The sequence below is a fragment of the Streptomyces sp. NPDC006552 genome, from assembly GCF_040611655.1.
In the GTDB taxonomy this organism is placed as follows: Bacteria; Actinomycetota; Actinomycetes; order Streptomycetales; family Streptomycetaceae; genus Streptomyces.
The window spans coordinates 127629-150624 of record NZ_JBEXOS010000009.1 but is presented as its reverse complement, the minus strand read 5'-3'; the positions used below and the strand labels follow the sequence as shown (position 1 = coordinate 150624).

26 protein-coding genes are annotated in these 22996 nt (G+C 73.5%); 19 read left to right on the top strand and 7 right to left on the bottom strand.

The genetic code is table 11. The features are described 5' to 3' along the window. Window positions 1–96: 96 nt before the first annotated feature. The 11 genes from ABZY33_RS08650 to ABZY33_RS08600 all read left to right on the top strand — a co-directional run bounded on the left by ABZY33_RS08650 (window position 97) and on the right by ABZY33_RS08600 (window position 6588). Window positions 97–420: a gas vesicle protein gene (locus ABZY33_RS08650; RefSeq protein WP_356490766.1), complete on the top strand. Its 324-nt coding sequence runs from the start codon at window positions 97–99 to the stop codon at window positions 418–420. A 42-nt stretch (window positions 421–462) separates the two neighbouring features. Next, entirely contained in the window at window positions 463–945 is a 483-nt protein-coding gene (gene gvpJ / locus ABZY33_RS08645) for a gas vesicle protein GvpJ (protein WP_356490765.1), read from the top strand. A gap of 2 nt (window positions 946–947) precedes the next feature. Beyond that, window positions 948–1703 carry a GvpL/GvpF family gas vesicle protein gene (locus ABZY33_RS08640; protein ID WP_356490783.1) on the top strand — a complete coding sequence of 252 codons (756 nt, stop codon included), beginning with the start codon at window positions 948–950 and terminating at the stop codon, window positions 1701–1703. Between the two features lie 2 nt (window positions 1704–1705). Further along, entirely contained in the window at window positions 1706–1960 is a 255-nt protein-coding gene (locus tag ABZY33_RS08635) for a gas vesicle protein GvpG (protein ID WP_356490764.1), read from the top strand. A 5-nt stretch (window positions 1961–1965) separates the two neighbouring features. Beyond that, a complete protein-coding gene (locus tag ABZY33_RS08630) occupies window positions 1966–3180 on the top strand; it encodes a histone protein (protein ID WP_356490763.1) in 1215 nt (404 codons plus the stop codon). A 5-nt stretch (window positions 3181–3185) separates the two neighbouring features. Next, on the top strand, window positions 3186–4298 hold the full coding sequence (locus tag ABZY33_RS08625; protein ID WP_356490762.1) for an SRPBCC family protein: 1113 nt from the start codon (window positions 3186–3188) through the stop codon (window positions 4296–4298). After that, a complete protein-coding gene (locus tag ABZY33_RS08620; RefSeq protein ID WP_356490761.1) occupies window positions 4295–4618 on the top strand; it encodes a gas vesicle protein in 324 nt (107 codons plus the stop codon). The genes ABZY33_RS08625 and ABZY33_RS08620 overlap by 4 nt, the downstream gene beginning before the upstream one ends. Beyond that, window positions 4615–5430, top strand: coding sequence for a GvpL/GvpF family gas vesicle protein (locus ABZY33_RS08615; protein WP_356490760.1), 816 nt, complete (start codon window positions 4615–4617; stop codon window positions 5428–5430). Before ABZY33_RS08620 ends, ABZY33_RS08615 begins: the two co-directional genes overlap by 4 nt. A gap of 77 nt (window positions 5431–5507) precedes the next feature. Further along, entirely contained in the window at window positions 5508–5735 is a 228-nt protein-coding gene (locus ABZY33_RS08610; RefSeq protein ID WP_356490759.1) for a gas vesicle protein, read from the top strand. Continuing rightward, window positions 5732–6010 carry a gas vesicle protein K gene (locus tag ABZY33_RS08605; protein WP_356490758.1) on the top strand — a complete coding sequence of 93 codons (279 nt, stop codon included), beginning with the start codon at window positions 5732–5734 and terminating at the stop codon, window positions 6008–6010. The genes ABZY33_RS08610 and ABZY33_RS08605 overlap by 4 nt, the downstream gene beginning before the upstream one ends. 137 nt (window positions 6011–6147) lie before the next feature. After that, complete coding sequence (locus ABZY33_RS08600) at window positions 6148–6588, top strand: Asp23/Gls24 family envelope stress response protein (protein ID WP_356490757.1); 441 nt, start codon at window positions 6148–6150, stop codon at window positions 6586–6588. Between the two features lie 27 nt (window positions 6589–6615). Here ABZY33_RS08600 and ABZY33_RS08595 read toward each other — a convergent pair whose 3' ends face one another. Then, window positions 6616–7416: a SigB/SigF/SigG family RNA polymerase sigma factor gene (locus ABZY33_RS08595; RefSeq protein WP_356490756.1), complete on the bottom strand. Its 801-nt coding sequence runs from the start codon at window positions 7414–7416 to the stop codon at window positions 6616–6618. A 189-nt stretch (window positions 7417–7605) separates the two neighbouring features. Between ABZY33_RS08595 and ABZY33_RS08590 the strand changes: the two genes are divergently transcribed. Genes ABZY33_RS08590 through ABZY33_RS08580 form a run of 3 tightly spaced genes read left to right on the top strand, consistent with a single transcriptional unit; the run spans window position 7606 to window position 10042 of the window. After that, on the top strand, window positions 7606–8409 hold the full coding sequence (locus ABZY33_RS08590; protein ID WP_356490755.1) for an alpha/beta hydrolase: 804 nt from the start codon (window positions 7606–7608) through the stop codon (window positions 8407–8409). Beyond that, window positions 8409–9704, top strand: a complete 1296-nt coding sequence (locus tag ABZY33_RS08585) for a SpoIIE family protein phosphatase (RefSeq protein WP_356490754.1) — start codon at window positions 8409–8411, stop codon at window positions 9702–9704. Before ABZY33_RS08590 ends, ABZY33_RS08585 begins: the two co-directional genes overlap by 1 nt. After that, window positions 9701–10042, top strand: a complete 342-nt coding sequence (locus tag ABZY33_RS08580) for an STAS domain-containing protein (protein WP_356490753.1) — start codon at window positions 9701–9703, stop codon at window positions 10040–10042. The genes ABZY33_RS08585 and ABZY33_RS08580 overlap by 4 nt, the downstream gene beginning before the upstream one ends. A 36-nt stretch (window positions 10043–10078) precedes the next feature. Here the strand turns inward: ABZY33_RS08580 and ABZY33_RS08575 are convergent, their stop codons facing one another. From ABZY33_RS08575 to ABZY33_RS08565, 3 genes are read right to left on the bottom strand one after another with little or no spacing between them, the layout of a single operon-like run. Continuing rightward, entirely contained in the window at window positions 10079–10333 is a 255-nt protein-coding gene (locus tag ABZY33_RS08575; protein WP_356490752.1) for a DUF6332 family protein, read from the bottom strand. Window positions 10334–10361: 28 nt separating this feature from the next. After that, on the bottom strand, window positions 10362–11102 hold the full coding sequence (locus ABZY33_RS08570; RefSeq protein WP_356490751.1) for a DUF4239 domain-containing protein: 741 nt from the start codon (window positions 11100–11102) through the stop codon (window positions 10362–10364). A gap of 28 nt (window positions 11103–11130) precedes the next feature. After that, complete coding sequence (locus tag ABZY33_RS08565) at window positions 11131–12666, bottom strand: hypothetical protein (RefSeq protein ID WP_356490750.1); 1536 nt, start codon at window positions 12664–12666, stop codon at window positions 11131–11133. Window positions 12667–12853: 187 nt separating this feature from the next. Between ABZY33_RS08565 and ABZY33_RS08560 the strand changes: the two genes are divergently transcribed. Both ABZY33_RS08560 and ABZY33_RS08555 read left to right on the top strand, forming a co-directional pair. Further along, complete coding sequence (locus tag ABZY33_RS08560; RefSeq protein WP_356490749.1) at window positions 12854–14287, top strand: lipase family protein; 1434 nt, start codon at window positions 12854–12856, stop codon at window positions 14285–14287. A gap of 38 nt (window positions 14288–14325) precedes the next feature. Beyond that, window positions 14326–15777 carry a hypothetical protein gene (locus ABZY33_RS08555; RefSeq protein WP_356490748.1) on the top strand — a complete coding sequence of 484 codons (1452 nt, stop codon included), beginning with the start codon at window positions 14326–14328 and terminating at the stop codon, window positions 15775–15777. Window positions 15778–15788: 11 nt separating this feature from the next. Here the strand turns inward: ABZY33_RS08555 and ABZY33_RS08550 are convergent, their stop codons facing one another. Next, a complete protein-coding gene (locus ABZY33_RS08550) occupies window positions 15789–16601 on the bottom strand; it encodes a 1-acyl-sn-glycerol-3-phosphate acyltransferase (RefSeq protein WP_356490747.1) in 813 nt (270 codons plus the stop codon). A 112-nt stretch (window positions 16602–16713) separates the two neighbouring features. Between ABZY33_RS08550 and ABZY33_RS08545 the strand changes: the two genes are divergently transcribed. The 3 genes from ABZY33_RS08545 (at window position 16714) to ABZY33_RS08535 (ending at window position 18920) form a co-directional block, all read left to right on the top strand. Next, window positions 16714–16962: a phosphopantetheine-binding protein gene (locus ABZY33_RS08545; protein WP_356490746.1), complete on the top strand. Its 249-nt coding sequence runs from the start codon at window positions 16714–16716 to the stop codon at window positions 16960–16962. Beyond that, window positions 16959–18164, top strand: a complete 1206-nt coding sequence (locus ABZY33_RS08540) for a beta-ketoacyl-[acyl-carrier-protein] synthase family protein (RefSeq protein ID WP_356490745.1) — start codon at window positions 16959–16961, stop codon at window positions 18162–18164. The genes ABZY33_RS08545 and ABZY33_RS08540 overlap by 4 nt, the downstream gene beginning before the upstream one ends. 96 nt (window positions 18165–18260) lie before the next feature. Further along, the gene (locus ABZY33_RS08535) at window positions 18261–18920 is read left to right on the top strand and encodes a histidine phosphatase family protein (protein WP_356490744.1); all 660 of its coding nucleotides are present in this window, start codon (window positions 18261–18263) and stop codon (window positions 18918–18920) included. A 46-nt stretch (window positions 18921–18966) separates the two neighbouring features. On the opposite strand, the gene ABZY33_RS08530 is transcribed toward ABZY33_RS08535, so the two are convergent. Continuing rightward, a complete protein-coding gene (locus tag ABZY33_RS08530; RefSeq protein WP_356490743.1) occupies window positions 18967–20628 on the bottom strand; it encodes an alpha-L-fucosidase in 1662 nt (553 codons plus the stop codon). Between the two features lie 157 nt (window positions 20629–20785). Next, window positions 20786–22264: a non-reducing end alpha-L-arabinofuranosidase family hydrolase gene (locus ABZY33_RS08525; protein WP_356490742.1), complete on the bottom strand. Its 1479-nt coding sequence runs from the start codon at window positions 22262–22264 to the stop codon at window positions 20786–20788. Window positions 22265–22996 lie beyond the last annotated feature (732 nt).

Below are 22996 nucleotides of genomic sequence, written 5' to 3'. Positions count from 1 at the left end.
ACTCCCGCCCGCCCCGCCGCTGCTGTGCGCGGGGCGGGCGTCTTCGTGTGGCTCTCCCAAGATGCGGCGCGCCGCACGATGACAAGACTTGTGGGCATGGCAGACCAACGTTCAGCACGCGCCGGGGGCTCCTCGACGGCGACCCGGCGAAGGACGGCGCCCAAGAAGGGCCCCGCGTCCGCCGCCCGCGCCGCCTGCCAGAGCCTCGAAGGGCTGATCGGCCACCGCACCGAAGGCGTGTCGGCCGTGCGGCGCGGCGACGACGGCGGCTGGTGCGTCGTCGTGGACGTCCTCGAGGTCGCCCGCATCCCGGACACGACGAGCCTGCTCGCCTCCTACGAGGTCCGGCTCGACCTGGACGGTGAACTCCTGGAGTACCGCCGCCTCCGCCGCTACCGGCGCGGCGCCGCCGACGAGTGACCCTCCGTACGTCCCCCGCGTACGACCACCGGAAGGACTCCGATGACGACCACGACCTACGCCGACGAGATCGCCCCCTGCCCGCCCCGCGCGGGCACGCTCTACGACGTGCTCGAACTCATCCTCGACCGGGGCATGGTGATCGACGTCTTCGTACGGGTCTCCCTGGTCGGCATCGAGATCCTCAAGATCGACGCACGCATAGTCGTGGCGAGCGTGGACACGTATCTGCGCTTCGCGGAGGCGTGCAACCGCCTCGACCTCGAACGGGACTCCGGCAGCACCACCGTGCCCGAGCTGATCGGCGGCGGTGCCGCCAAGAAGATCGGCAAGCGCAAGGTGCGCAGTGCCGCGGAGTCCGTCGGTGACACCGTCCGCAAGGTGGTCGGGGGCGGCGAGGATCACGCCGACGACGACGACTACGCAGACGACGGCGACGACGAGCAGCAGGAGCGTCCGAAGAAGCGCCGCTCGCCCTCGCGCAGTGGCAGCAGCAGCACGCGACGCCGCAGGGCGGAGGCATGAGCGTGGCGACGGACCCCCTGTACGTCTACGCGGTCGTCCCCGCCGGCACGCCGCTGCCCGCGGGCGCCGAGGGTGTGGGCAGCCCGCCCGGCGCCGTGCGCACGGTCGGCGCGGGTCCGCTCGCCGCCGTCGTCAGCGCCGCCCCGGCCCCGCTGCGCGCCCGGCGCCGCGATCTCATGGCCCACCAGAACCTGTTGACGGCGCTCGCCGAGACGGGCCCGGTGCTGCCCATGCGCTTCGGCGCGGTGACCCCGGACGAGCAGACGTTGCGCGAGCGGCTGACCGCGGCCGAGGCGGATCATCTCGCCACGCTGGAGCGGCTCGCGGGCCACGTGGAGATCAACATCAAGGCCATGCCGGCCCGGGACGCGCTGGCCGCCCTGGTCACCGGCGACGCGACCGTGCGGCGGCTGCGCGACGCGGCCCGCCGGCGCCCCGGTTACGAGGCCGATGTGCGGCTGGGCGAAGCCGTCGCCACCGCCCTGTCCCGCCGGGCGGCCGAGGCCGGACGGCGGGCCCTGCAGAGCCTCGCCTCGATGGCGCGCGCGGCCGCCACCGGCCCCGACGTCCAAGGGTGCGCGCTCAACGTGTCGTTCCTGGTGGCGCGGGCGGACACCGAACGGTTCCGCGCCACCGCCGAGCGGTTCGCCGCCGCGCACCAGGAGCACGTGGAGCTGCGCCTTGCGGGCCCGCTCCCCTGCTACAGCTTCGTGGACACCCGCCCGCCGGCCCCGTCGGCCGCGCTCGGCGGAGCCTGACCGTGGGACTGGTCTCCGGGCTGCTGCTGCTCCCGCTCGCCCCGGCCCGTGGCGTCGTCTGGATCGCCGAACGGCTCCAGGACGCCGCGGAGCGCGAGCTGTACGACCCCGGCGTGGTGCGCGCCCAGCTCGCCGCGCTCAACCGCGACCTGGACGAGGGACTCATCTCCCTGGCCGAGTTCGAACCGGAAGAAGAGCGGCTGCTCGACCGGCTGTACGCCGCGCAGACCGGCCCGCTGCCGACAAACAGAAGGTGACAGGCATGGACGACCAGAGCAAAGTGGCGCTCGCTACCGCCGTCGTCGGCGGATATGTGCTGGGCCGGACCAAGAAGGGCCGGCTGGCCCTGAGCGTCGCGACCTATCTGGCGGGCCGGCGGTTCGCGCTCGAACCCCGCCAGCTGGCGGCTCTCGGCGCGCGCAAGCTCGGCGAGGTCCCCCAGGTCGCCGCGTTGCAGGAGCAGCTCCGGGGCGAGGTGCTCGACGCCGGCCGCCAGGCGGTGACGGCCGCCGCCAACCGCGGCATGAACTCCCTCGCGGACGCCATCGGCGATCGCACGGCCCGCCTCTCCGGCGCCTCGGACTCCGACGACCAGGACGGCCGGGACGACGAGGACGGCCAGGACGACGACGGCTACGAGGACGAAGAAGAAGAGTACGAGGACGACGGCGACGGCGACGGGGAGGACGCCGAGGACGAGGACGCGCCGTACGAGGACCGGGAGTACGAAGACGCGGCCCTGGACGGGGGCGAGGACGAGGACGACGAAGAGGACGACGACGAGGGCGAGTTCGAGGACGGCTTCGACGAGGACGACGAAGAGGACGAGGACCGGCCCGAAGACGACGAGGACGACACCGACGAGGACGACGAGGAGGAACAGGAGGACGAGCCCGAGGAGGAGCAGCCGCCCGCGCCACGGCGTCGGCGGCCGAGCACCCCGCCCTCGCCCGCGAAGAAGTCCCGGGCGCCGGAGCGGCCCACCCGGTCGTCCCGGCGGGACAAGGCCCCGGCGAAGAAGTCGTCTCCCGCCAGGAACGCGGCTCCGTCCCGGAAGTCGTCCCAGGCGAAGAAGGCGGCCCCGGCCAAGAAAGCGGCGCCCGCGAAAAAGTCGGCGCCCGCCAAGAAAGCGGCCCCGGCCAAGAAGGCGGCCGCAGCGAAGAAGCCGGCGCCGGCCAAGAAGGCGTCCCCGGCCGGCAAGGCCCCCGCGGCGAAGAAGTCCGCCCCGGCCACGAAGTCCGCCTCGGCGAAGAAGGCGGCCGCGAAGAAGACCGCTCCGGCGAAGAAGTCGGCGGCCAAGAAGACCGCGGCCGGAAAGTCGGCTCCCGCCAAGAAGGCGGCGGCGAAGAAGTCACCCGCGAAGAAGTCCGCGGCCAAGAAGACGGCACCCGCGAAGAAGTCGACGGGCAGGACGGCCGCCAAGAAGTCGGCGTCAGCGAAGCGCGCGGCCCCCCGGCGCGCCGATCGGCGGAGGTAGAGGTCATGGCAGAGAACGACAAGGACGAGTCCGCGGGCTCCGAGGAGTCCGGGATCGGCCGCCTGAAGGACGAGCTGTCGAAGTTCGCCGGCGCCCAGGTGCAGAGCCTGGCCGACAAGGCGGGCGACAAACTCACCGGGCTCACCGACAAGTTGACCGACGCGGCCGAGAACGGCGGCTCACTGGCCTCCATCGGTTCGCGCGTGCTCCAGGGCGAGTCCCCCGTCAAGGCGCTGATCTCGGGCAAGGCCAAAGGAGCCAAGGACACCGTGGTGGACAAGGCGAAGGAAGCCTTCGGTGGCGGTGGCGGCGGCAAGGGCAAGCGCAAGTCCGGTGACACCAAGGTCATGAACATCATCGAAGTCCTCGACGTCGGTGTGCCGTTGCGGACCGCCTATGACGCGTGGACGCAGTACGACCAGTTCAGCGGCTTCGCCAAGGGCGTGCGCGACGTGTCCAAGAGCGACGAGACGCAGAGCGACTGGAAGGTCAAGGTCGGTCCCTCCTCGCGCAGCTTCAAGGCCACGGTGCAGGAGCAGATCCCCGACGACCGGATCGTGTGGACCTCCGAGGGCGCGAAGGGCACCACCCACGGCGCGGTCAGCTTCCACGAGCTGGCGCCGACGCTGACCCGGATCGTGCTGGTCGTGGAGTACTACCCGGCCGGGTTCTTCGAGAAGACGGGCAATCTCTGGCGCGCCCAGGGCCGCCGCATGCGCCTGGACTTCAAGCACTTCCAGCGGTACGTGACGCTCACGGAGGACGAGCCGGAAGGCTGGCGCGGCGAGATCCGCGACGGCGAGGTCGTCCTCTCCCACGAAGACGCCGTCGAACAGGAGGAGGCGGAGGACGCCGAGAACCAGGACGACGGGCAGGACGACGCGTCGGACGAGAGCGACGACGGCTACGACGACAGCTACGACGACGAGGACAGCGAGGACGAGGACGACGAGGAGGACGAGGACGAGGATGCGGATGACTACGCGGACGAGGACGACGACGTAGAGGACGGCGAGGAGGAGGACGAGGAGGACGAGGAAGAGGAGGAGCCGGACGAGGAGGAGGAGCCGGCCTCGCGCCGTTCGGGCCGCAGGCGCCGGGCGGGGGCGTCGCGGTGACCGACCTCGATCTGGGGGCACCGCACCGGCCGGTGCCCGGCCCGGCCACCACGAACCTGGCCGACATCCTCGAACGGGTGCTGGACAAAGGGATCGTGATCGCCGGGGACATCAAGATCGACCTCCTCGACATCGAACTGCTCACCATCCGGCTGCGCCTCTTCGTCGCCTCCGTCGACACCGCGAAGAAGGCGGGCATCGACTGGTGGGAGACCGACCCGGCGCTGAGTTCGCGGGCGGGGCGCAGCGCCCTGGAGGACGAGAACCGCGAGCTGCGCGACCGGATCGAGGCCCTGGAAGAGGAGCGCGGGCAGTCATGACACACCCCGGACCCGCCGGACAGGGCCCCGGCTCCGACGCGGCCTATGTCTTCGCCGTGTGCCGCGACACCCGCGCCGTCCAGACCGCCGATCTCACCGGCCTGCCGGGCATGCCCGGCGGTGGGCGGGTGCGGCTCGTCGCCTCCGGTGCGCTCGCGGCCGTGGTCCAGACCGTGCCGGCCGCCGACTTCACCGACGAGGTCTGGCAGACCCGGCTGGCGGATCGTCAGGAGATCGAGCGGTACGCGCGGGCCCACCATGAAGTGGTGTCCGCGGCGGCGGCCCTCGGACCCGCGGTCCCGCTGCCGCTCGCCACCCTCTACCACGACGACGAGCGGGTCCGCGGTGTCCTCGACGACGAGGCGGCGCGCTTCCATGGCGCGCTGCGGCGCATCGCGCACCACGCGGAGTGGGGCGTGAAGGTGTACCGGTCCACGGCGCCGCCGGAGCCGCGGGTCGCCGCCGCGCCGGCCCGCCCGGGCCCGCCCGCGCCGGGCGCCGGGCTCGCCTACCTGAACCGCAAGCGCGGGGTCCACGACCGGCGGGAGCAGAGCCGCGCCGAGGCGCTGAGCGTCGCGGAGTCCGTCGACGCCGAGCTGCGCGGCCTGGCCGCCGCGTCCCGCCGGCTCCGCACCCATGGCGCGGCGCTCGCGGGTGAGCAGCGCGTCCATGTACTGAATGCGACGTATCTGGTGGCCGCGGACCGGGCCGACGCGCTCCGGCGGGCGGTGGAGGCACTGCGGGAACGCACGGACGCGCAGATCGAGTTGTCCGGCCCCTGGGTCCCCTACTCGTTCGTGGGCGAGGCGTAGTCAGGAGCGGGCGCGCGGGAGGCGTACGGGCTTACGGACGCGAGGACGTAGGCGGAGGACGATCAGAAGGTGGAGGCGTGGAGCGAGAAGTCGTGCCGTGGGACAGTCCGGAACCGCTGAGCGGGCCGCTCGGGGTGCCGCTCGTCGATCTGTTGGACCGGGTGCTGGCCACCGGGGTGGTGGTCAGCGGCGACCTCGTCATCGCCATCGCGGACGTGCCTCTCGTCCGGCTGTCGCTGCACGCGCTGCTCTCCTCGGTCAACGAGCGCGTGCCCGCGCCGTGGGCGGACGGAGGCCCCTTGTGACGGGCTCCCGGGTCGACCTCGACAGCGAGAAGATGGGCCATGATCTGGTGGCCCTGGTGCTGACCGTGGTGGAGCTGCTGCGCCAGTTGATGGAGCGGCAGGCGATCCGCCGGGTCGAGCAGGGCGGCCTGAGCGACGCGCAGGTGGAGGAGATCGGTACCACGCTGATGCTGCTCGACGAGCGGATGCGGGAGCTGTGCGACCAGCACGGGCTGAGCCCGGAGGACCTCAACCTGGACCTCGGACCGCTCGGCTCGCTCCTCCCCCGCGACTGAGGCAGGCCGCGCGAGGCCCCGCGCCGGGACGCTCCTCACTCGAATGGCAGATCGGTACGGGCGGGCGCAGAGTGAGGAGGGGGACCTACACGGGCGGGCGCCCCCGTCCGTGCCGGCGAACTCTTTGTGAGGCGGCCATGACCGACATCGGAATCGGAACCGGCAGCACGACGACATCCCGGACCCAGCGGCCGGGGAGCGGCACCCGTGGCACCACCACCATCGCCGACGGCGTGGTGGCCACCATCGCGGGCATCGCGGTCCGGGAGACCGATGGCGTCCGCGCGGTCGGCAAGGGCGCGGCGAAGGCCCTGGGCGCGGTCAAGAACCGGATGCCCGGCTCGACGGACCCCGGGCACTCGGTCAAGGTGGAGCGGGACGAGCAGACCGTGTCGATCGGCGTCGACATCGAGGTCGAGTACGGCGAACTCATCCACGAACTCGCGGATCAGGTCCGGTCCCGCGTCATCGACGCCGTCGAGACGATGACCGGACTCGACGTAAGCGCCATCGACATCAACGTCTTCGACGTGCACGTCCCGCAGGACGATGACGCCGAGGGCGCGGGCGCCGGTTAGGGCGCGTACCGACCGCGAGTTCCTCCGTCAGGCGGCCTGCTGCTGGAGGGGCTCGCGGTTGGCGTGCTCGCGGACCTGGGCGCAGCTGCGGCTGATGAGGCGGGAGACGTGCATCTGGCTGATGCCGACGCGCTCGGCTATCCCTGCCTGTGTCATGTCCTCGAAGTAGCGCAGGTAGAGGATCGTCCGTTCGCGTTCGGGCAGGGCGCGCAGGCCCTCCTTGGCGGCTTCCCGGTCGGCTATGACGTCGTAGCCGGGTTCCGTCTCGCCGAGGGTGTCGGCGAGGCTGAGGCCGTCGGGGCCGGTCCCGGTGGCGGTCTCGGCGTCCAGGGACAGGGTGCTGTAGCTCTCCAGCGCCTCCAGCCCGTCGCGCACCTCCTCCGGGGTCAGCCCGGCCTGCGCGGCGATCTCGTCCATGCCCGGCTCCCCGGCGTGCCCGGGGCGGTCCATGACGTCGCGGCGCGCGACCCGGACCTTGTTGCGCAGGTCCTGCACCCGGCGCGGGACCCGGACGTCCCAGGTGTGGTCCCGGAAGTGGCGGCGCAGCTCGCCGGTGACGGTGGGCACCGCGTAGGACTCGAAGGCGCCACGGGCCGGGTCGTACCGGTCGACGGCCTTGAGCAGGCCCATCGCGGCGACCTGCTTGAGGTCCTCCAGGTTCTCGCCCCGGTTGCGGAACTTCGTGGCCAGGCGATGGGCCATCGGCAGCCACGCCTCGACCAACTCCTGGACGAGCAGGTCGCGTTCGGGTCCTTCGGGAGCGGCCGCGAGCCGGTGGAAGACCTCGGCGGTCTCGGGCGCGTCATCGTGCAGTCGGCGTACGGCCATCAGGATGTCCTCCTCTTCGCTGCTTCCGGCCAGGTGACGGTGGAGAAGCAGCGGGCCCCGCATCCGGGCACAGTGCCTCCCACAGATGCGCCTGTGGTCCCAAGCACTGACATCCGCCTGCCCGTGGCCCCGGGCGACAAACAGGGGCCACTGGCTGCGGGGTCCGGCGAAGCTGAGATCATGGGGTGCATGGACATCCTGCGCAGGAACAACGTCACCGTGACCGGGAACCCCGAGGGCCGGACCGTGGTGCTGGCGCACGGCTTCGGCTGTGACCAGAACATGTGGCGGCTGACGGTGCCCGCGCTGGAGCGGGACCACCGGGTGGTGCTCTTCGACTACGTCGGCGCGGGCGGCTCGGACCTGTCGGCGTTCTCGGCCGAGCGCTACGGCTCGCTGGAGGGCTACGCGCGGGACGTCGTGGAGGTCTGCGAGCGGCTCGACCTGCGCGACGCGGTCTTCGTGGGCCACTCGGTCAGCTCGATGGTGGGGGTGCTGGCCGCGGCGCGGGCGCCCGAGCGTATCGGGGCGCTCGTCATGGTCGCGCCGTCCCCGCGGTACATCGACGACGAGGGGTACCGGGGCGGCTTCAGCGAGGACGACATCGCGGAGCTGCTGGACTCCCTGGAGGCGAACTACCTCGGCTGGTCCGCGGCGATGGCCCCGCTGATCATGGGCAACCCCGAGCGGCCCGAACTCGGCTCCGAGCTGACGCGGAGTTTCTGCGCCACCGACCCGGAGATGGCGCACGTGTTCGCGCGGACCACCTTCCTCTCGGACACCCGCGACGACCTCAAGGGCGTACGGGTGCCGACCCTGATCCTGGAGTGCACGCAGGACGCCATCGCTCCGCGTGAGGTCGGTGCCTTCGTGCACGAGGCGATCCCCGGCTCGACGCTGGTCACGCTCGACGCGACCGGGCACTGCCCGCACCTGTCCGCGCCCGAGGCGACGAACACGGCGCTCACCGAGTTCCTGGCGACGCTGCCGTGATGAGCCGCACCGGGTCCGGCCCCGAGGAGACCGGCGGCGGGACGGCCGCGGCCGCGAGCTTCGCCGAACTGCTGGAGGACAGCCCCGAGGACCTGTACGACCACGCGCCGTGCGGGTATCTGTCGACACTGATGGACGGCACCATCGTCAAGCTCAACGACACCCTGCTGGACTGGCTGGGGCTCGACCGGGACGCGGTGGTCGGCCAGGTGCGGTTCGCGGACCTGCTGCCGGTGGGCGGCCGGCTGTACCACGAGACGCACTTCGCGCCGCTGCTGCGCATGCGGGGTGAGATCAGCGGCGTGGCCCTCGAACTCAAGCAGGCCGACGGCGACCGCCTGCCGGTGCTGGTCTCCGGCGTCGTGAAGTACGGCAGCACCGGCACTCCCCTGCTGACCCGCATCACCGTCTTCGACGCCACCGACCGGCGTGCCTACGAGACGGAGCTGCTGCGCAGCCGCAAGGCCGCCGAGGAGTCGGCGCGGCAGGCCCGCGCCGACCGGGCCCGGCTGCAACAGGCGCTGGCCGTGCTCCAGCAGTCGCTGCTGCCCGCGTCGCTGCCGGAGATACCGGGGATGGAGGCGGCCGGCTACTACCACACGGCCTCCCCCGACCGGCTCGGCGGCGACTTCTACGACGTCTTCCCGCTGGACGGCAGGCGCTTCGGCTTCTTCCTCGGTGACGTCTGCGGCAAGGGCCCCGAGGCGGCCGCGGTGACCTCGCTGACCCGGTACACGTTGCGGGCCGCCGCCCTGCACGACGCGGACCCGGTGGCCGCTCTGACGACGCTCAACCAGGTCCTGCACGATCGGTACTCCAGCGTCGACCCGCGCTTCTGCACCGCCATCTTCGGCGTCCTGGACCCCGATCCGCGGACGGGTCACGTCGCCGTACGGCTCGCCTCCGGCGGCCATCCGCCGGCGCTCGTGCTGCGCGGCGCCGGCGGCGCCGGCTTCCTGCACACCCCCGGCGGCCTGCTCGTCGGCGCCCTGCCCGACCCGCGCTTCACCACCGCGACGACCACGCTCGCGCCGGGCGACACGCTCCTGCTCTACACCGACGGCGTGACCGAGGCCCGCACGGGCCCCGACCGCTCGACCCTCTTCGGGGACCGGGCGCTGCGCGACTTCGCCGCCGAGCACGCCGGCCCCGCCGAGGCCCTCATCGCCGCGCTCAGCGGTCTGCTGAGCGGACTCGGCGCGGGTCTCGACGACGACACCGCCCTGCTCGCGCTGGGCGTGCCCGCGTCCGCACCCGTCCCCGCACCCGCTCCGACAGCGAAGAACACGCCATGAGCCCGTTGAGCATCAGCGCCGAAGACGGCGCGAGCGGTCCCGTCCTGAGAATCGCCGGCGACCTCGACCACGACACCGCCCCCCAGCTGCGCGCGCTGCTGCCCTCGGTCGTCGTGCGGCCCGGCGGCCGCCTGGTCCTGGACCTCGCCGGGATGCCGTTCTGCGACTCCAGCGGGGTCAGCGCGCTGATCGCCGCGCACAACCACGCGCACGCGGCCGGCGGGGACATCGCCCTGGCCTCCGTCCCCGCCAACACCCTGCGCATCCTGCGCATCGTCGGCCTCGACCAGGTCTTCACGATCCATCCCGACCTCGCGGCCGCGACCCGCACGGGCTGACGCGCGCCCCCGGCGGCGGGCCTTCGCCCCGCCGGGTCAGCGACCCAGCCGCCGGTGCCGGTCGAACCGCAGCAGCACGCGCACGACCCGCCCCACTGCGGCGACGGCGGCCAGGACTGCTCCCACCGTCAGCAGCGCCGTGCGCGCGGCCCCGGAGACACCGGCCGCCAGGACCGGAGCGAGGCAGAGCCCGAACACCAGCGCGGCCAGCAGCGCGGCCGTCACCAGGGCGAACATGATCTCCACCGTCATGGCGTCCTTCTCCCCGCGCGCCTCGCGCCCCATGTCCATGACGCAAGTCGTACCAGACCCGGCCGCCTCACAGGTGCCGGGTGAACGGGGTCGCGTCGACGGCGAACACCCCGTCGAAGGGGCTGTCGAGCTGGTAGATGAGGAGCACGGTGAAGGTGATGAGGGCGGACAGGCCCGCCACCATCACGACGTGGGTGACGCTGCGCTGGACGCCGAACATGAACATGAAGGCGATGGTCAGACCGCCGCCGACGATCAGGCCGAACCAGATCACCGGGGACAACGACTCCGTGGCGTCGGACTCCCGGCCGCGCCGGGCCTCGTCCAGGGTGCTCAGCTGCGCCAGGATCTCCTGGCCCGTGGCCTGCTGGGCCGGGGTGGCGTCGGCCGGGACCTGGCCGGTCGCCCGCACCTCGTCCAGCATGCGCCAGCCGGCCGGGCCCAGCGGTGCCTGCTCGGCCATGGCGGGCCACTCCGTCTCGGTGACGTGCCGGATGTACGCCTCGATCTCACCGCGCATCCGGTCGGCCCGCTCGGCGGGCAGCCCCGCGGCGAGCAGGTGGATCTGGTGCGCGGCGCTCGCCTCGGTGGCGGTGTGGTCCTCGGCGCTGGACTGCGCGTCCCAGACGGAGACCAGGGCGAGCCCCAGGACGAGGGCGTACAGGACGCCGACCATCATCGAGATGTACTCGGCGACGTCCTCGCGGGGTTCGTCGTCCGGGCCCAGCGGCCAGAACCGGTGTTTGACCAGGACGACCGCCGCGGCGAGCACGGCGACGCCGAGGACGATGGCGAGACTTACGATCATCGGGGGTTCCCGTTCCGTGGGGGCGCGGTCAGAGCCGGCGGGAGCCGAACACCGCGGCCGCGATGGCCGCGGGCAGCAGGATGAGGAACAGCACGGCCAGCACGCCGAGGCCGGTGGGGGTGTGGTCCGGCCGGACGAAGTGCCGCAGCACGGAGTTTCGTCGCGGGTCCTCCTGCTCCACCGCGACCGGCGGCTCGTCCGCGGATGCGGATGCCGACGCGGGTGCTGAAGCCGGTGCCGACGGCACGGCGGGAGGCACGGCTCCGCCCGGTTTCCGGCCCGCCGCCTCACCGGGCCTGCGGGCGGCCCCGGACGGGCGCGGACCCGTTCCGTCCCCCGGCCCCGTTCCGTTCCCCGGGCCTGTTCCGTCCCCCGGGCCTGTTCCGTCCCCCGGGCCTGTTCCTTCGGCCTGACCCGTCGCGTCGGTCCGGCCCGTCGAGCCGCCCGGGCGCGTGGCGGCTCCGGGGGCCGCTCCCTCGCGTACGGCGGCGCCGGGCGGGGCGGATCCCGGCAGGACGAGGCCGGGCGGCGGGACGGATCCGGGCGGAAGGACGTAGCCGGGGGCGGCGATGCCCGGGGGTGGCGGGCGCAGGGGCAGCAGCGCGGCGATGCGCGGGACCCGGCCGGGGCGCGGCGGGCCCGGGACCGGCCGTCGGCCGTGCGACGGCGCGGACGCCGGGGGCCGGTGCGCGGGGGGACGGTGCGCCGCGGGCGGGCTCGCCGGCGCCGGGGCGGCGCGGAGGGTGAAGCGGGCGGCGGCCCGGGCCGTGAGCCGGGGGGCCGGTACCGCGCGGCCCCGCGGATCGAGCGTGCGGATCAGGTCGCTGCCGTCGGCCTGTGCCCTGCTGACGTACGTCCCCGGGGGGCGCCGGACCTGGGTGGTGCAGGTGGCCTGTGCCCCGGCGGCGAGGTGGGCGACGACCGGGCCGCCGCCCGGGCAGGTGATCCGGTCCGGGCCGCGCAGGAGCTCCGTGACGCGGACGCCGTGGACGGGCCGGTTGCCGCGATTGGCCACGACGAAGCGCAGTTCGGCCCGGCCCGGTCCGGTGACGCGGGCCGTCTCCGTCAGGGCGAGGGCAGCGCCGACCCCGGCGTAGCCGGAGCGGGCGCTCGCTTGCACCGTGGCCCGCAGCAGACGCACCTGGCCGACCGCGCGTACGTCCCCGACCCACGCGCCGGGGCGTGCTGTCCCGGTCGCCGTGCACCGCACCGAGCGCATACCGGCCAGCAGCGGCACGGTGTCCCGGCCGCCGGGGCAGCGGATCGCGGCGCCCGGCAGCGCGGGGTCCCGTACCCGCACGTCGCGCAGGTCGGCGCCGCCGCGGTTGTCGAGCCGGTACGACTTCACGACCGTGCCGCCGGTGCGAATGCCGGGGTGCAGGGCGCCGAGGCCGGGCCGGGTGTTCACCGTGACGACGAGCCGGAGGCCGTGCGTCCCGGCGCCGTCGGCGGCCGAGGAGCCCCCGGCCGCCCAGCAGTCCGCGGCCAGCAGGAGACCGGCCAGCAGCCAGCGTGCCGCCCGCCTCGACCGCGCCGCCCGCACATCCGCTCGCCCGATGATCACACCGGCATGCTGTACATGGGCCCGCCCGCCCGGCCACTCCCGACGCGCGTACACGCTCGGTGATTCACCCGAGCGGCGGCAGCGGCCCTGCCGACGGGCCCGGCGCCGGTTCTACTGCTGAGAAGTGACAGGCCAGGCGCCGCGCGTGGGCGGCCCCGCCGGAACGCTCAGGAACGAGGTGGCGGGGATGACAGCCCGGACAGCCGACGCGGTCGGTGAGCGGACGCCCTTACAGCCCGTACACGCCGTACAGCCCGTACGCCAGGTACCGCAGGACAGGACCGACGCCGAGCTGCTGATGGCGGCCTCGGTGCTGCTCGCCGACGCGGCGCTCGCGGCCCGGCGGACCGGCGCGGAGCTGACCGCCGCGGCGAGCAGCTGGCGGGTCGGCCTCCAGGCGCTGCGGCGCCCCGGCTGGGCCCTCGGTACCGCGCTGTCGGCGGCCCGCGCGCTGACGAACCCCGCGGGGCTCGGCCTCGCCGCGAACGGCGGCGTGGTCGGCGAGACGGTCCGGTCGCTGGGCACCGTGGCACGGCGGCGGCCGGCCTGCGTGGCGATGGCGGTGGACGCCTTCGCGCTGCGTATCGAGGCCGCTGCCCGGGAGCACCCGAACCTGGCGGCCCCGCTCGCGAAGCGGCTCACGGACGCCGTCGTCGCCGGACGCAGGCTCGACGTGGTGCGGGCGGCCCGGGAGCTGGTGGACCTGCTCGGCGTCACCCGCACCCTCACCACCATCAGCCCGGTGATCATGGAGCTGCTGGCGCTGGCCGGGCTCCTGGACGAGAACCCGACCAACGACGCCTTCGCGTGGGTCACCCTGGCCGGCGGTGTCCCCACCAGCGACCCGCTGTTCGGACTGCCGTCCGGGCTGATCCGGCACCTCAACCCGGGTGCGGGCCGCGCCGAGCGCACCGACTCCGACGCCATGCTGGCCCGCGTCCTGGAGCGCTCCGGCAACGACATCGTCCGCTACATCGACGACATCTCCGCGCTCGGCAACCACGGGCTCGCCCTGCTGCGCCGCGTCGCGTGCGCGGACGGCACGACCCGGCACGTGGTGCTGCTGCCCGGCACCAGCTTCGGGCGGCTGAGCAACAGCACCCCGCAGGACCTCGTCGGCGCCTTCGACGCGCTGCTGCGCACCGACACCACCTACAGCCGCTCCGCCAAGCAGATGCTGGTGCGCGCGGGGGTGCCGGAGGGCGCGGAGGTGATGATCGTCGGGCACAGCCTCGGCGGCATCACCGCCATGAACCTCGCCGCCGACCTGGACTTCGTCTCCACGTACCGGCTCACGCACGTGGTCACCATCGGCTCCCCCATCGACACCAAGCGCCCCGCCGACCTCACCACGCAGGTCATCAGCCTCGTCAACCAGCACGACGTGATCCCGGGCCTGGACGGACGCGGCCCGGCCTCCGCCAACGTCGTCCCCGACACCTGGCTGGAACTGTCCTGGCTGGACGAGACGTACGACTACCCGCTCTCCCACGCGCCGCAGGCCTACGCCGACACCCTGCGCAGCGGCGACGTCCCGCACCGCGCCCGCGTCAACGAGCTGATCACCCGCTACGACGGCGAGATCGTGGCCAACCAGCCCTACCTGCTGCGCGACAAGTGACGCCGCCGGCCCGCACCTCCGCAGAGAAAGACCGGCCCATGACCGCCAGCGACACCAGCACCGCCCCCCGCCGGCCCGCGACGGCCTGGCCCCTGGAGAACGCTCTGCTCAGCGCCGTACTCGCGGCGCAGCGCGTCCCCTGGATCGACGCCCCGGCGCGCGCCCTCGGGCTCACACCGCTCACCCGGCGGCACCTGACCCGCCAGGTCCTGGCCCAGCTGCGGCGCACCTCGTCGGGCGGGCCGACCCGGCTGCGTACGGCGTTCGGCACCTTCCTGATGCCGCTGACCTCTGACGACGCCGCCGGTCTGCTCGCCCACGCCGAGGAGGCCGGGGCCCGGGGCGCCGTCACCGCGCTCACGGCCGAGGGCCGCCGGCTGCGGCTGACCCCGCATGCCGCGCCACCCGACCCGCCGGCCACGGTGCGCGCCCGGATCCGCAGGGCGGCCGACGAGGCCGCTGCCGCGCTCCTCGCCGTGCGCCGCACGGACGGCAGTGTCGCGCGCGCCGACTGGTGCGCCCTCACCGCTCGTCTCGCGCGGCGGATCGTCCTCGGTGACGAGGGGGCCGACGACAGCCTCGTCAGCGCCATACTCGAAGCCGCGGGCCGGGCCGAGGACAGCACCGAGCACACCGTGCGCGTGGCCGCGCTGCGCCGCCGCCTCGATCCGTACGTGCATGGCGCCCGGCCGGACGGGTCGGTCGCCGCCGCGTGCGACGAGGACGCCCGGGACGAGGTCGTCGAGCACGCCCTGGAGACCGTCACCCGGGCCCTCGCCGACACGGCCGCGCAGGCGCTGGCGCTCATGACGGTGGCCCCGCTGACGCGGGCCAGCGACCGCACCGAGGGGGCGGTGAGCGAGGCCCTGCGCCGCTATCCGCCGCTGGCCGCCACCGTGCACCTGGTGCGCACCCCCTTCACCTGGCACGGTCTGGCCGTCGAGGCCGGCACCGAGATCCTCTGCGCCACCGCGTGGCTGCGCGACCTGGACGACGAGCACGCGCACGGCGACGACGACCTGTCGGCCGCCTTGTGCGCGGCGCCCGGGCGTTGCACCGCGGCCGAACTCGCCGTCCTCGCCGCCGTCGAACTCGTCCGCGCCCTGACCCAGGAGGCCGAACCGGTCGTGCTCGCCCCGGACCTCACCGCCGGCGCGCTCCCCGACGAACTGCCCCCGGCGTCGCTGCGGCTCGCGCTGGCGGCCGCGGGCGCGGAACCGGCCGTGCCGGTCGCCGGCGCCGGGCGGGTGGCGGACGGATACGTGCCGCCGGGCGCCGGGCAGAGCCCCGCCCGCTACGCCGGGCTCGTCGCGGCCGGCGCCCGCGGCCTGGACGAGCACGCCCGGCGGCTCGCCGACTGCGCCCGTCGTCCGGGCTGGAACCACGACGCGTTCGGCGAGCAGTGCCGGATGACGCTGCTCGCCCACGCCGAGCGGTGTGCCCGGGCCGCGGCCGACGCGCGCCGGGCCGCGGAGTGGCTGGTGAACTGAGGGCCGGCGGCCTACCAGAACGGCGAGGCACGGCGGCGCCGGTCCCGGTCGACCATGCCCTGCACGGTGCACCGGACCTCGTCGGTGAACCGCCGGGCCGCCGCCGCGCGGGCCGCGAAGGACGGCGCGGCGGCCGGGGCGGGGAGCGGCTCGCCGATGCTGATGCGCCACTTCGCGGGCAGCGGCAGGAGCGTGGTGAGCGGGAAGTACGGCAGGTCGAACCGGCGGGCCAGCGCCCCGATCTCACCGAGTTTGGGGTACGACTCCTCGGCGCCCACGACCGACACGGGCACCACCGGGGCCCCGGTCCGCACGGCGGTCGCCGCGAACCCGGGGCTGAAGGGCCGCAGCCGGTAGCGCTGCGAGAACGGTTTGCCGACCCCGCCGATGCCCTCCGGGAACACGGCGACGAGGTGTCCGGCCGCCAGCCGGTCCCGGCCCAGGGTCGGATCGTCGGTGAAGGCCTCGTGCCGGCGGGCGTACGCGGCCAGCGGCGGCAGCCGGAAGGCGACCTCGGCGGCGTAGACGTGCACCGGCCGGCGCAGTTCGCGGCGGAGGATCCGGTGCAGGACGAAGGCGTCGAGCGCCCAGGCACCGGAGTGGTTGGCGACCAGGAGGGCGGGTCCGGAGGCCGGCACGTGCTCCAGGCCCGACACCTCGGCCCGGAAGTAGTCGTCGGCCAGCCAGGCCAGCACGCCTTCCACCAGGTCGGTGCCGAGACATTCCCAGGGGTCCGCGGACGCGTCCCCCGCGCCCGCCGTCCCCGCTGCCCCCGTGGCCTGTGGTGCTTCCGTTGCTTCCGTTGCTTCCGTTGCTTCCGTCACAAAGTCCCACTTTCTGCTGAAAGTGGGGCGCCGCAAGACTAAAGGTGCCATTGAGGTGGTCTCTCTCTCCCTAGCGCCCGATCTCCGGGCGGCGTCCAGGGAAAGGCCCGCCATGAGTACCTCTGCGTCCCCCGCGACCGCGGATCTGATCACCGGCCTGCTCGTCGACCGCTTCGAGGTCGACCCGGCCGCGATCCGGGCCGACGCCCGGATGACCGACCTGCTCGCCGACTCGCTGATGGTGGTCGAGATGGCCATCACGCTCAAGGACGAACTGGGCGTCAGCGCCTCCGAGGACGACCTGCGCGGGCTCACCTTCGGCGAGTTCGCCGCCCGCGTCGACGCGGCCCGCGCCGGATGACGTGGGACACCGCCGTCACGGTGACGGGCCTCGGCCTGGTCACCGCGGCCGGGCCGGACACGGAGAGCACCTGGACGGCGGTGCGCGAGGGCCGCTCGACCGCGCGGCCCGATCCGCGCCTGCACGGCCTGCCGGCCTCCCTGAGCTGCCGCGTCGCCGACGTGGAGGGACTGCGCCCCCGCACCCCCGGCGCCGCACACCTCGATCCCGCGGCCCGCATGGGTCTCGCCGCCGTCACCCAGGCCCTGGAGGCGGCCAAGCTCGATCCCGCCGCGTGGGACCCGGCCCGCGTCGCCGTCGTGACCGGCCACTCCGTCGCCGGGCTGCACACGGAACAGAGCGCCGCCGCGCGCTTCGCCGCCGACGGCCCCACAAGCGTCTCCCCGTACTTCCTGACCGGTTACCTGCCCAACATGGTGTGTGCGGCCATCTCGCTGCACCTCGGCGTGACCGGGCCGACTCTGAACGTCGCGACGGCGTGCGCCTCGGGTGCCACCGCTATCGGCACGGCTCGCGACCTGCTCGCCTCCGGCCAGTGCGACATCGCCGTGGTCTGCGGCGCGGACGCGGCGGTCACACCGCTCATGGTGACCGGCTTCGCCCAGCTGCGGGCCCTGTCGGACCGGGCCTCGCGCCCGTTCGACGCGGCCCGCGACGGGTTCGTCATCGCGGAAGGGGCGGGCGCCCTGGTCCTGGAGCGCCCCGCGCACGCGGCCGCCCGCGCGGCGCCCCGCCTCGCCCGGCTCCTCGGCTACGGCGCGAGCAGCGACGCCCACCACCTGGTGGCCCCGCACCCCGAGGGGCGCCACGCCGAACGGGCCCTGCGTGCCGCGCTCGCCGAGGCCGGGGCCGCCCCCGGCGACGTGGACCACGTCAACGCGCACGGGACGTCCACCCCGCGCGGCGACGCGATGGAGGCCGCCGTCCTGGCCCGGGTCCTCCCGCACCGGCCACCGGTCACCTCGGCCAAGGGGGCGCTGGGCCACACGCTGGGCGCCGCCGGTGCGATCGAGGCGGCCCTGACCGTCCTGGCCCTGCGCGCCGACCTCGTACCGCCAACGGCGGGCCTGACCGAGCAGGACCCGGCGCTCGACATCGACGTGGTCGCCGGCCGGGCCCGTCCCGTCTCCTCCGCCGTCGCGGTCAGCACCTCCTTCGGCTTCGGCGGGCACAACGCGGCGCTGGTGCTGGCCCGCGACTGAGGCGCCGCCCGCGCCCCGCGGCCCCGCGACCCGGGTGGGGCGGGGAGTGGCAGAGTGGGAAGGCACTCGTCGACCCGCCCAGGAGGTTTCCCCCGCATGCGTCTGCTGCTCATCCGGCACGGTCAGACCCCGTCCAATCTCAAGCACCTCCTGGACACGGCCGAGCCGGGGCCCGGGCTGACCTCGCTCGGCCTGGAGCAGGCCGCCGCCCTGCCGGACGCGCTGGTGTCGGAGAAGATCGACGCGCTGTACGTGTCCACGCTGGTGCGCACGCAGCTCACCGCGGCCCCGCTGGCGGCCGCGACCGGCCTGGAGCCGCAGGTACGGGCGGGGATCCGGGAGCTGGTCGCCGGGGATCTGGAGATGCGCGGCGACGAGGAGGCCGCGGCGCTCTACCTGCGCACCGCCTTCGCCTGGGCGGCGGGGGACGTGGAGCGCAGGATGCCCGGCGGTGAGAACGGCACGGAGGCGCTGGGCCGGTTCGACGCCGTCGTCGCCGAGGCGGCGGAGTCCGGCGCGCGGACGGTGGCCCTGGTCAGCCACGGCGCCGCGATCCGCACCTGGGTGGCCGCGCGGTCCGGCAACGTCGACGTCGACTACGCCGCGCGGCACGCCCTCGCCAACACCGGCATCGTAATCCTCTCCGGCTCACCCGACGAGGGCTGGCAGGTCCTGCTGTGGGAGGGCGCCTCCCTCGGCCCGCACCCCGGGACGCCGGGCCCGGACGACCCGGCGGGCTCGGCCGTCTCCGTCTGACCGGCCCGCGCCCGGGCGTCCGCAAGCGGGTGCCCGGCCGGGTGGCTCAGCCGGCCGCCCGGTGCAACGTGGTCCGTCCCAGGCGGGGCTCCGCGCGTGCGGCGAGGACCGTGACGCGGACGCGGCGCGCGGTGACGGGCGCGGCCAGCGGCAGGATCCGCTGGTGGCCGATGGTGGTCCCGGCGGCGATCTGACGCCAGGCGCCGCCGGCCTCGGCCTCCACGGCGAACTCCGCCACCCGCTGCCCGTGTTCGATGTCCTCGCGCACCACGACCCGGTCGAAGGTGGTCGTCCCGTCGGCGTTCTTCGCCGCCGGCCGCCCGTACACCTCCCGTACGCGCCGCCCGAAGGCGGTCAGTTCGGTGACGTCCGCGGCGTCGATGGTCCCCGCCTTCGAGGGCGGCACGTTGAGCAGCAGGGTCGTGTTGTGTCCGACGCTCTTCTCGTACAGGTCGAAGAGCTGGGCCGCCGTCTTCGGCTGCTCGCCGGGGTGGTGGAACCAGCCAGGCCGGTTGGAGACGTCGGCCTCGGCGGGGAACCAGGACAGATGGGTCACGCCGGGCTCGGTCAGCCGGGCACGGGAGCCGATGTCGGCGGCCGACGGGCCGTGCGGCAGCAGCCATTCGCCGTGGTACGTCCATGGGTCGGCGGTGGTCGGGACCACGCTCCACTCGGTCTCGCGGCCGATCCCGCTCTCGTTGCCGACCCAGCGGACCCCGTTCGGGCCGCCGAAGACCACCGTGTCCGGCGACAGCGCCTTGATCACCCGGAACCACTCGTCGAAGCGGTACTCCTGGGTGATCCCGGCGTCCGCCCACGGGTTGGCGCCGTCCAGCCAGAACTCGTCCAGCGGTCCGTACTCGGTGAACAGCTCGTAGACCAGGTTCAGGTAGTAGGCGTCGTAGTCGTTGACGTGCACGGTGAACGTCGGCAGCTTGCCCGACCGCACGGCGTCGGCCCGGTCGTCGCCCGGCACGAGGGTGGGGAGGGTGTGCTTGCGCACGGCGCTGCCGTTGCCGAACCGGCCGAGGCCGCTGGGGGCGCGGTCCCCGTCGGCGAGCGCCGTCAGCTCCACGGAGGTCAGCGTCCCGCCCTGGGCCTGCTTCTCGCGCAGCGACGCGATCCAGGTGGCGTGCCAGGCGTGCGGCAGCTCGGAGCCGTCGGAGGGAGAGAGGTAGATCCCCACCCGGAGTCCGTGGGCGCGGGCCGAGTCCACGTACCGGCGGACGATGTCCGGCCGGCCGGGGCTGTTGCGGATCGAGTGGGGCGTGTAGCGGCTGGGGAAGAGGGTGAACCCGTCGTGGTGCTTGGCGGTGATCATCGCCAGCTCGGCGCCCATGGCCCGGTACGTGCGGATCCACTGGTCGGTGTCGACGGCGGGCGGCGCGAAGGTCGCCTCGTCCTCGGCGCCCGATCCCCACTCGCGGTCGGTGAAGGTGTTCATCCCGAAGTGCGTGAACGCCGTGATCTCCCGCCGCTGCCAGGCCAGTTGTCCCTTTCTGGGGACGACGTGGGCGGCCTTGGCGACGATCTGCTCCGGCGTGTCCGCCGCCGAGACCGCGATGATCGGGGCGGGACGGACGCGGCCGCCACCGGTCACCGGTGCCGCCGCCGGGGCGGCGGTGGTGGCGTGCGCGCCGGTGCTGCCGAGAGCGGCGGTCACGGGGGCGGCCCCCAGAGCACCGAGGATCTGACGGCGAGACGACATCTTCCCTCCAACGGAGACATTGCTCGGACCTCTTCGCAGTGTTCCGGGGAATCATGACGCAATGACGCGCTGGAGGTAAGGGAGCCGACAGCAGAGATCCTATGTATTCCAGGGGCCACGCCCGTGTCGGCGGTGCCGCCGAACGCGTCCGACGCCGTCAGCGCTGCAGGGTCAGCAGGCCCGGACGGTAGGGCAGGAGGCCGTAGTCGCCGCCGGAGCCGGGGCTCCGCCCCTGGTACAGGAACTGGAGGTGGCAGGGGTCGACGGTCATCGTCTGGTCGGGGCCGGTGCGGATCAGCTCGCCATGGCTGATGTCATTGGTCCAGGTGGCGCCGCTGTTGGCCTTGCCGGCGAAGGGATTGCTCTCGGTCGCGGCCTGGGGTGTCCAGGAGCCGTTCAGGCTGGTGGCCGTGAACGAGCGGAAGAAGCGGCCCTGCGAGCCGATCGCCTCGACGATCATGAGGTAGCGGTTCTGGCCCTGCAGCTTGTAGACCTGCGGGGCTTCGAAGAGGTTGTTGGTCGTATCGCTCATGACCACGGTCGAGGTGGCGCCGAAGCTGCCGGGGAAATTTCCGATCGGCAGGCCGGCCCGGTAGATCTTGCCGTTGTCACCGGCGAAGAACAGGTACATGTTCGTGCCGTCGCCGATGAGCGTCTGGTCGATGGGGCCCGTGCCGGAGCCGGAGATGGTTCCGGAGAAGAGTACCTGCGGGGACGACCAGCCGTTCGGGTCGGTGGGGTCGCTCGACGTCCGGTACGAGAAGGCGCTCCCGCCCCATTGATAGGTGAGCACCCAGATGTTCTTCGGCGCGAAGTAGAAGAGCGTGGGCGCGACGGTGGCGGCCGACATCGCGTTCTGGCCGGCCGAGGCCATCTGCGGCCAGTCATCGAACAGGCTGAAGTTCATCGAGCCCCAGCTCGTCCCCGTGTCGTGTGTCGTCGCGTAGACGAGTTGCCTGCCGTTGTAGGGGACGACGGTGAAGTCTTTGAGCGACACCCACCCCTGCCTGGGTTGGGCCAGCGCGCCCGTCGACGTCCAGCGGTAGGAGGAGGGAAGGTCGCACGGGGCGGAGGTGTCGTCGCCCACCTTGACCAGCTTCCACTGCTGGTTGGTGCCGCCCCAGTCGTCGTACTGGACGATGTTCGCGCTGTCGGCCGTGGCGGCGCCCTGCACTTCGAGGGCCTTGTTGCTGTGGCGCGAGATCAGCCGCACATAGCCGTCCGCGCTGTCGGCCAGCCGCCACTGCTGGTTGGCGGCGTTCAGGTCGGCCCACTGGACGATCGAACCGCCGTTCGCGGTGGACCAGTTGTAGACGTCCAGCACCTTGCCGGAGAGGCGGGACTTGATGCGGTAGTAACCGCCCCCGGAATCGACGAACTGCCACTGCTGCTGGCTCTGGTCGTTCCTGGACCACTGGGTGATGCGGGCGCCGTCACCGGTCGCCATGTTGTAAACGTCCAGTGCCTTACCACTGTTGCGATTGACCAGCACGTACGAGGCATTGGTGTCCACCGTCGCCGCCTGGGCGGGCTGGGCACCGAGGACGGCGGCCACGAGTAGCAGCGGTGACAGAACGGTGAACAAGCGTCTGAGCAGCCGTCGTAGGTGGGCCGAGGACGGATGACGAGACCGCATCAAAGGGCTCCTTGGGGGTGTGGGGTGACCCGGTACAGCGGACCGGCCGTGCGAGGCGGGGCGGGGCGAGACCAGATCCGAAAAACTTTCGGAAGCTTTTCGGGATTCCGTGACGCCACAAGCTAGAAATACGTGCCTCTGCGGTCAAGCCCTCTCACGGATCTGTCTGCAAACAGCGGGTCGCTTGGGGAACCAAGGCCCGGCAGTTTCGGCCGACATGAGGAAACATTTTCCGTGCGGGCGTACCCCTCGCCCCGTCGGAAGCCCCGGCGGCGGTCCGGGCCGCCACCGGGGGCGGCCGACTTCTATTACGGCGAGATGGAGATGCGCCGCCACGCCGACGACATTCCGCCCAGCGAGCGGAGCCTCCTGACGGCCTACTGGATCGTGTCCGGTTACGGGATGCGTGCCTCCCGGGCGCTCCTGTGGCCCGGCGTCGCCATGTTCGCCACCATCATCGGGCCCCAGGACGCGCGAGCCCATCTCGATACAGGTGCCTGCCGTCGTCAGGTCCTGGTCGAGGCGCTCGCCGGTGAACCGGTCGCTGGTGGGGCTCCGCGGATCGTCCTTGCCGGCCATGAAGGCGACGCGACCTCCCCTGCGGGGACGGTGCCGTACGCCTCTTGCCGCGGAGTCTCCTGGGGGAGCCCCACGCCCATCAACAGGCGCACGGTCGGGGCCAGGGCGTGCCCTTGCTTCAACTGCCCGCGGCCGACCGCCCCTGCCCCGGGC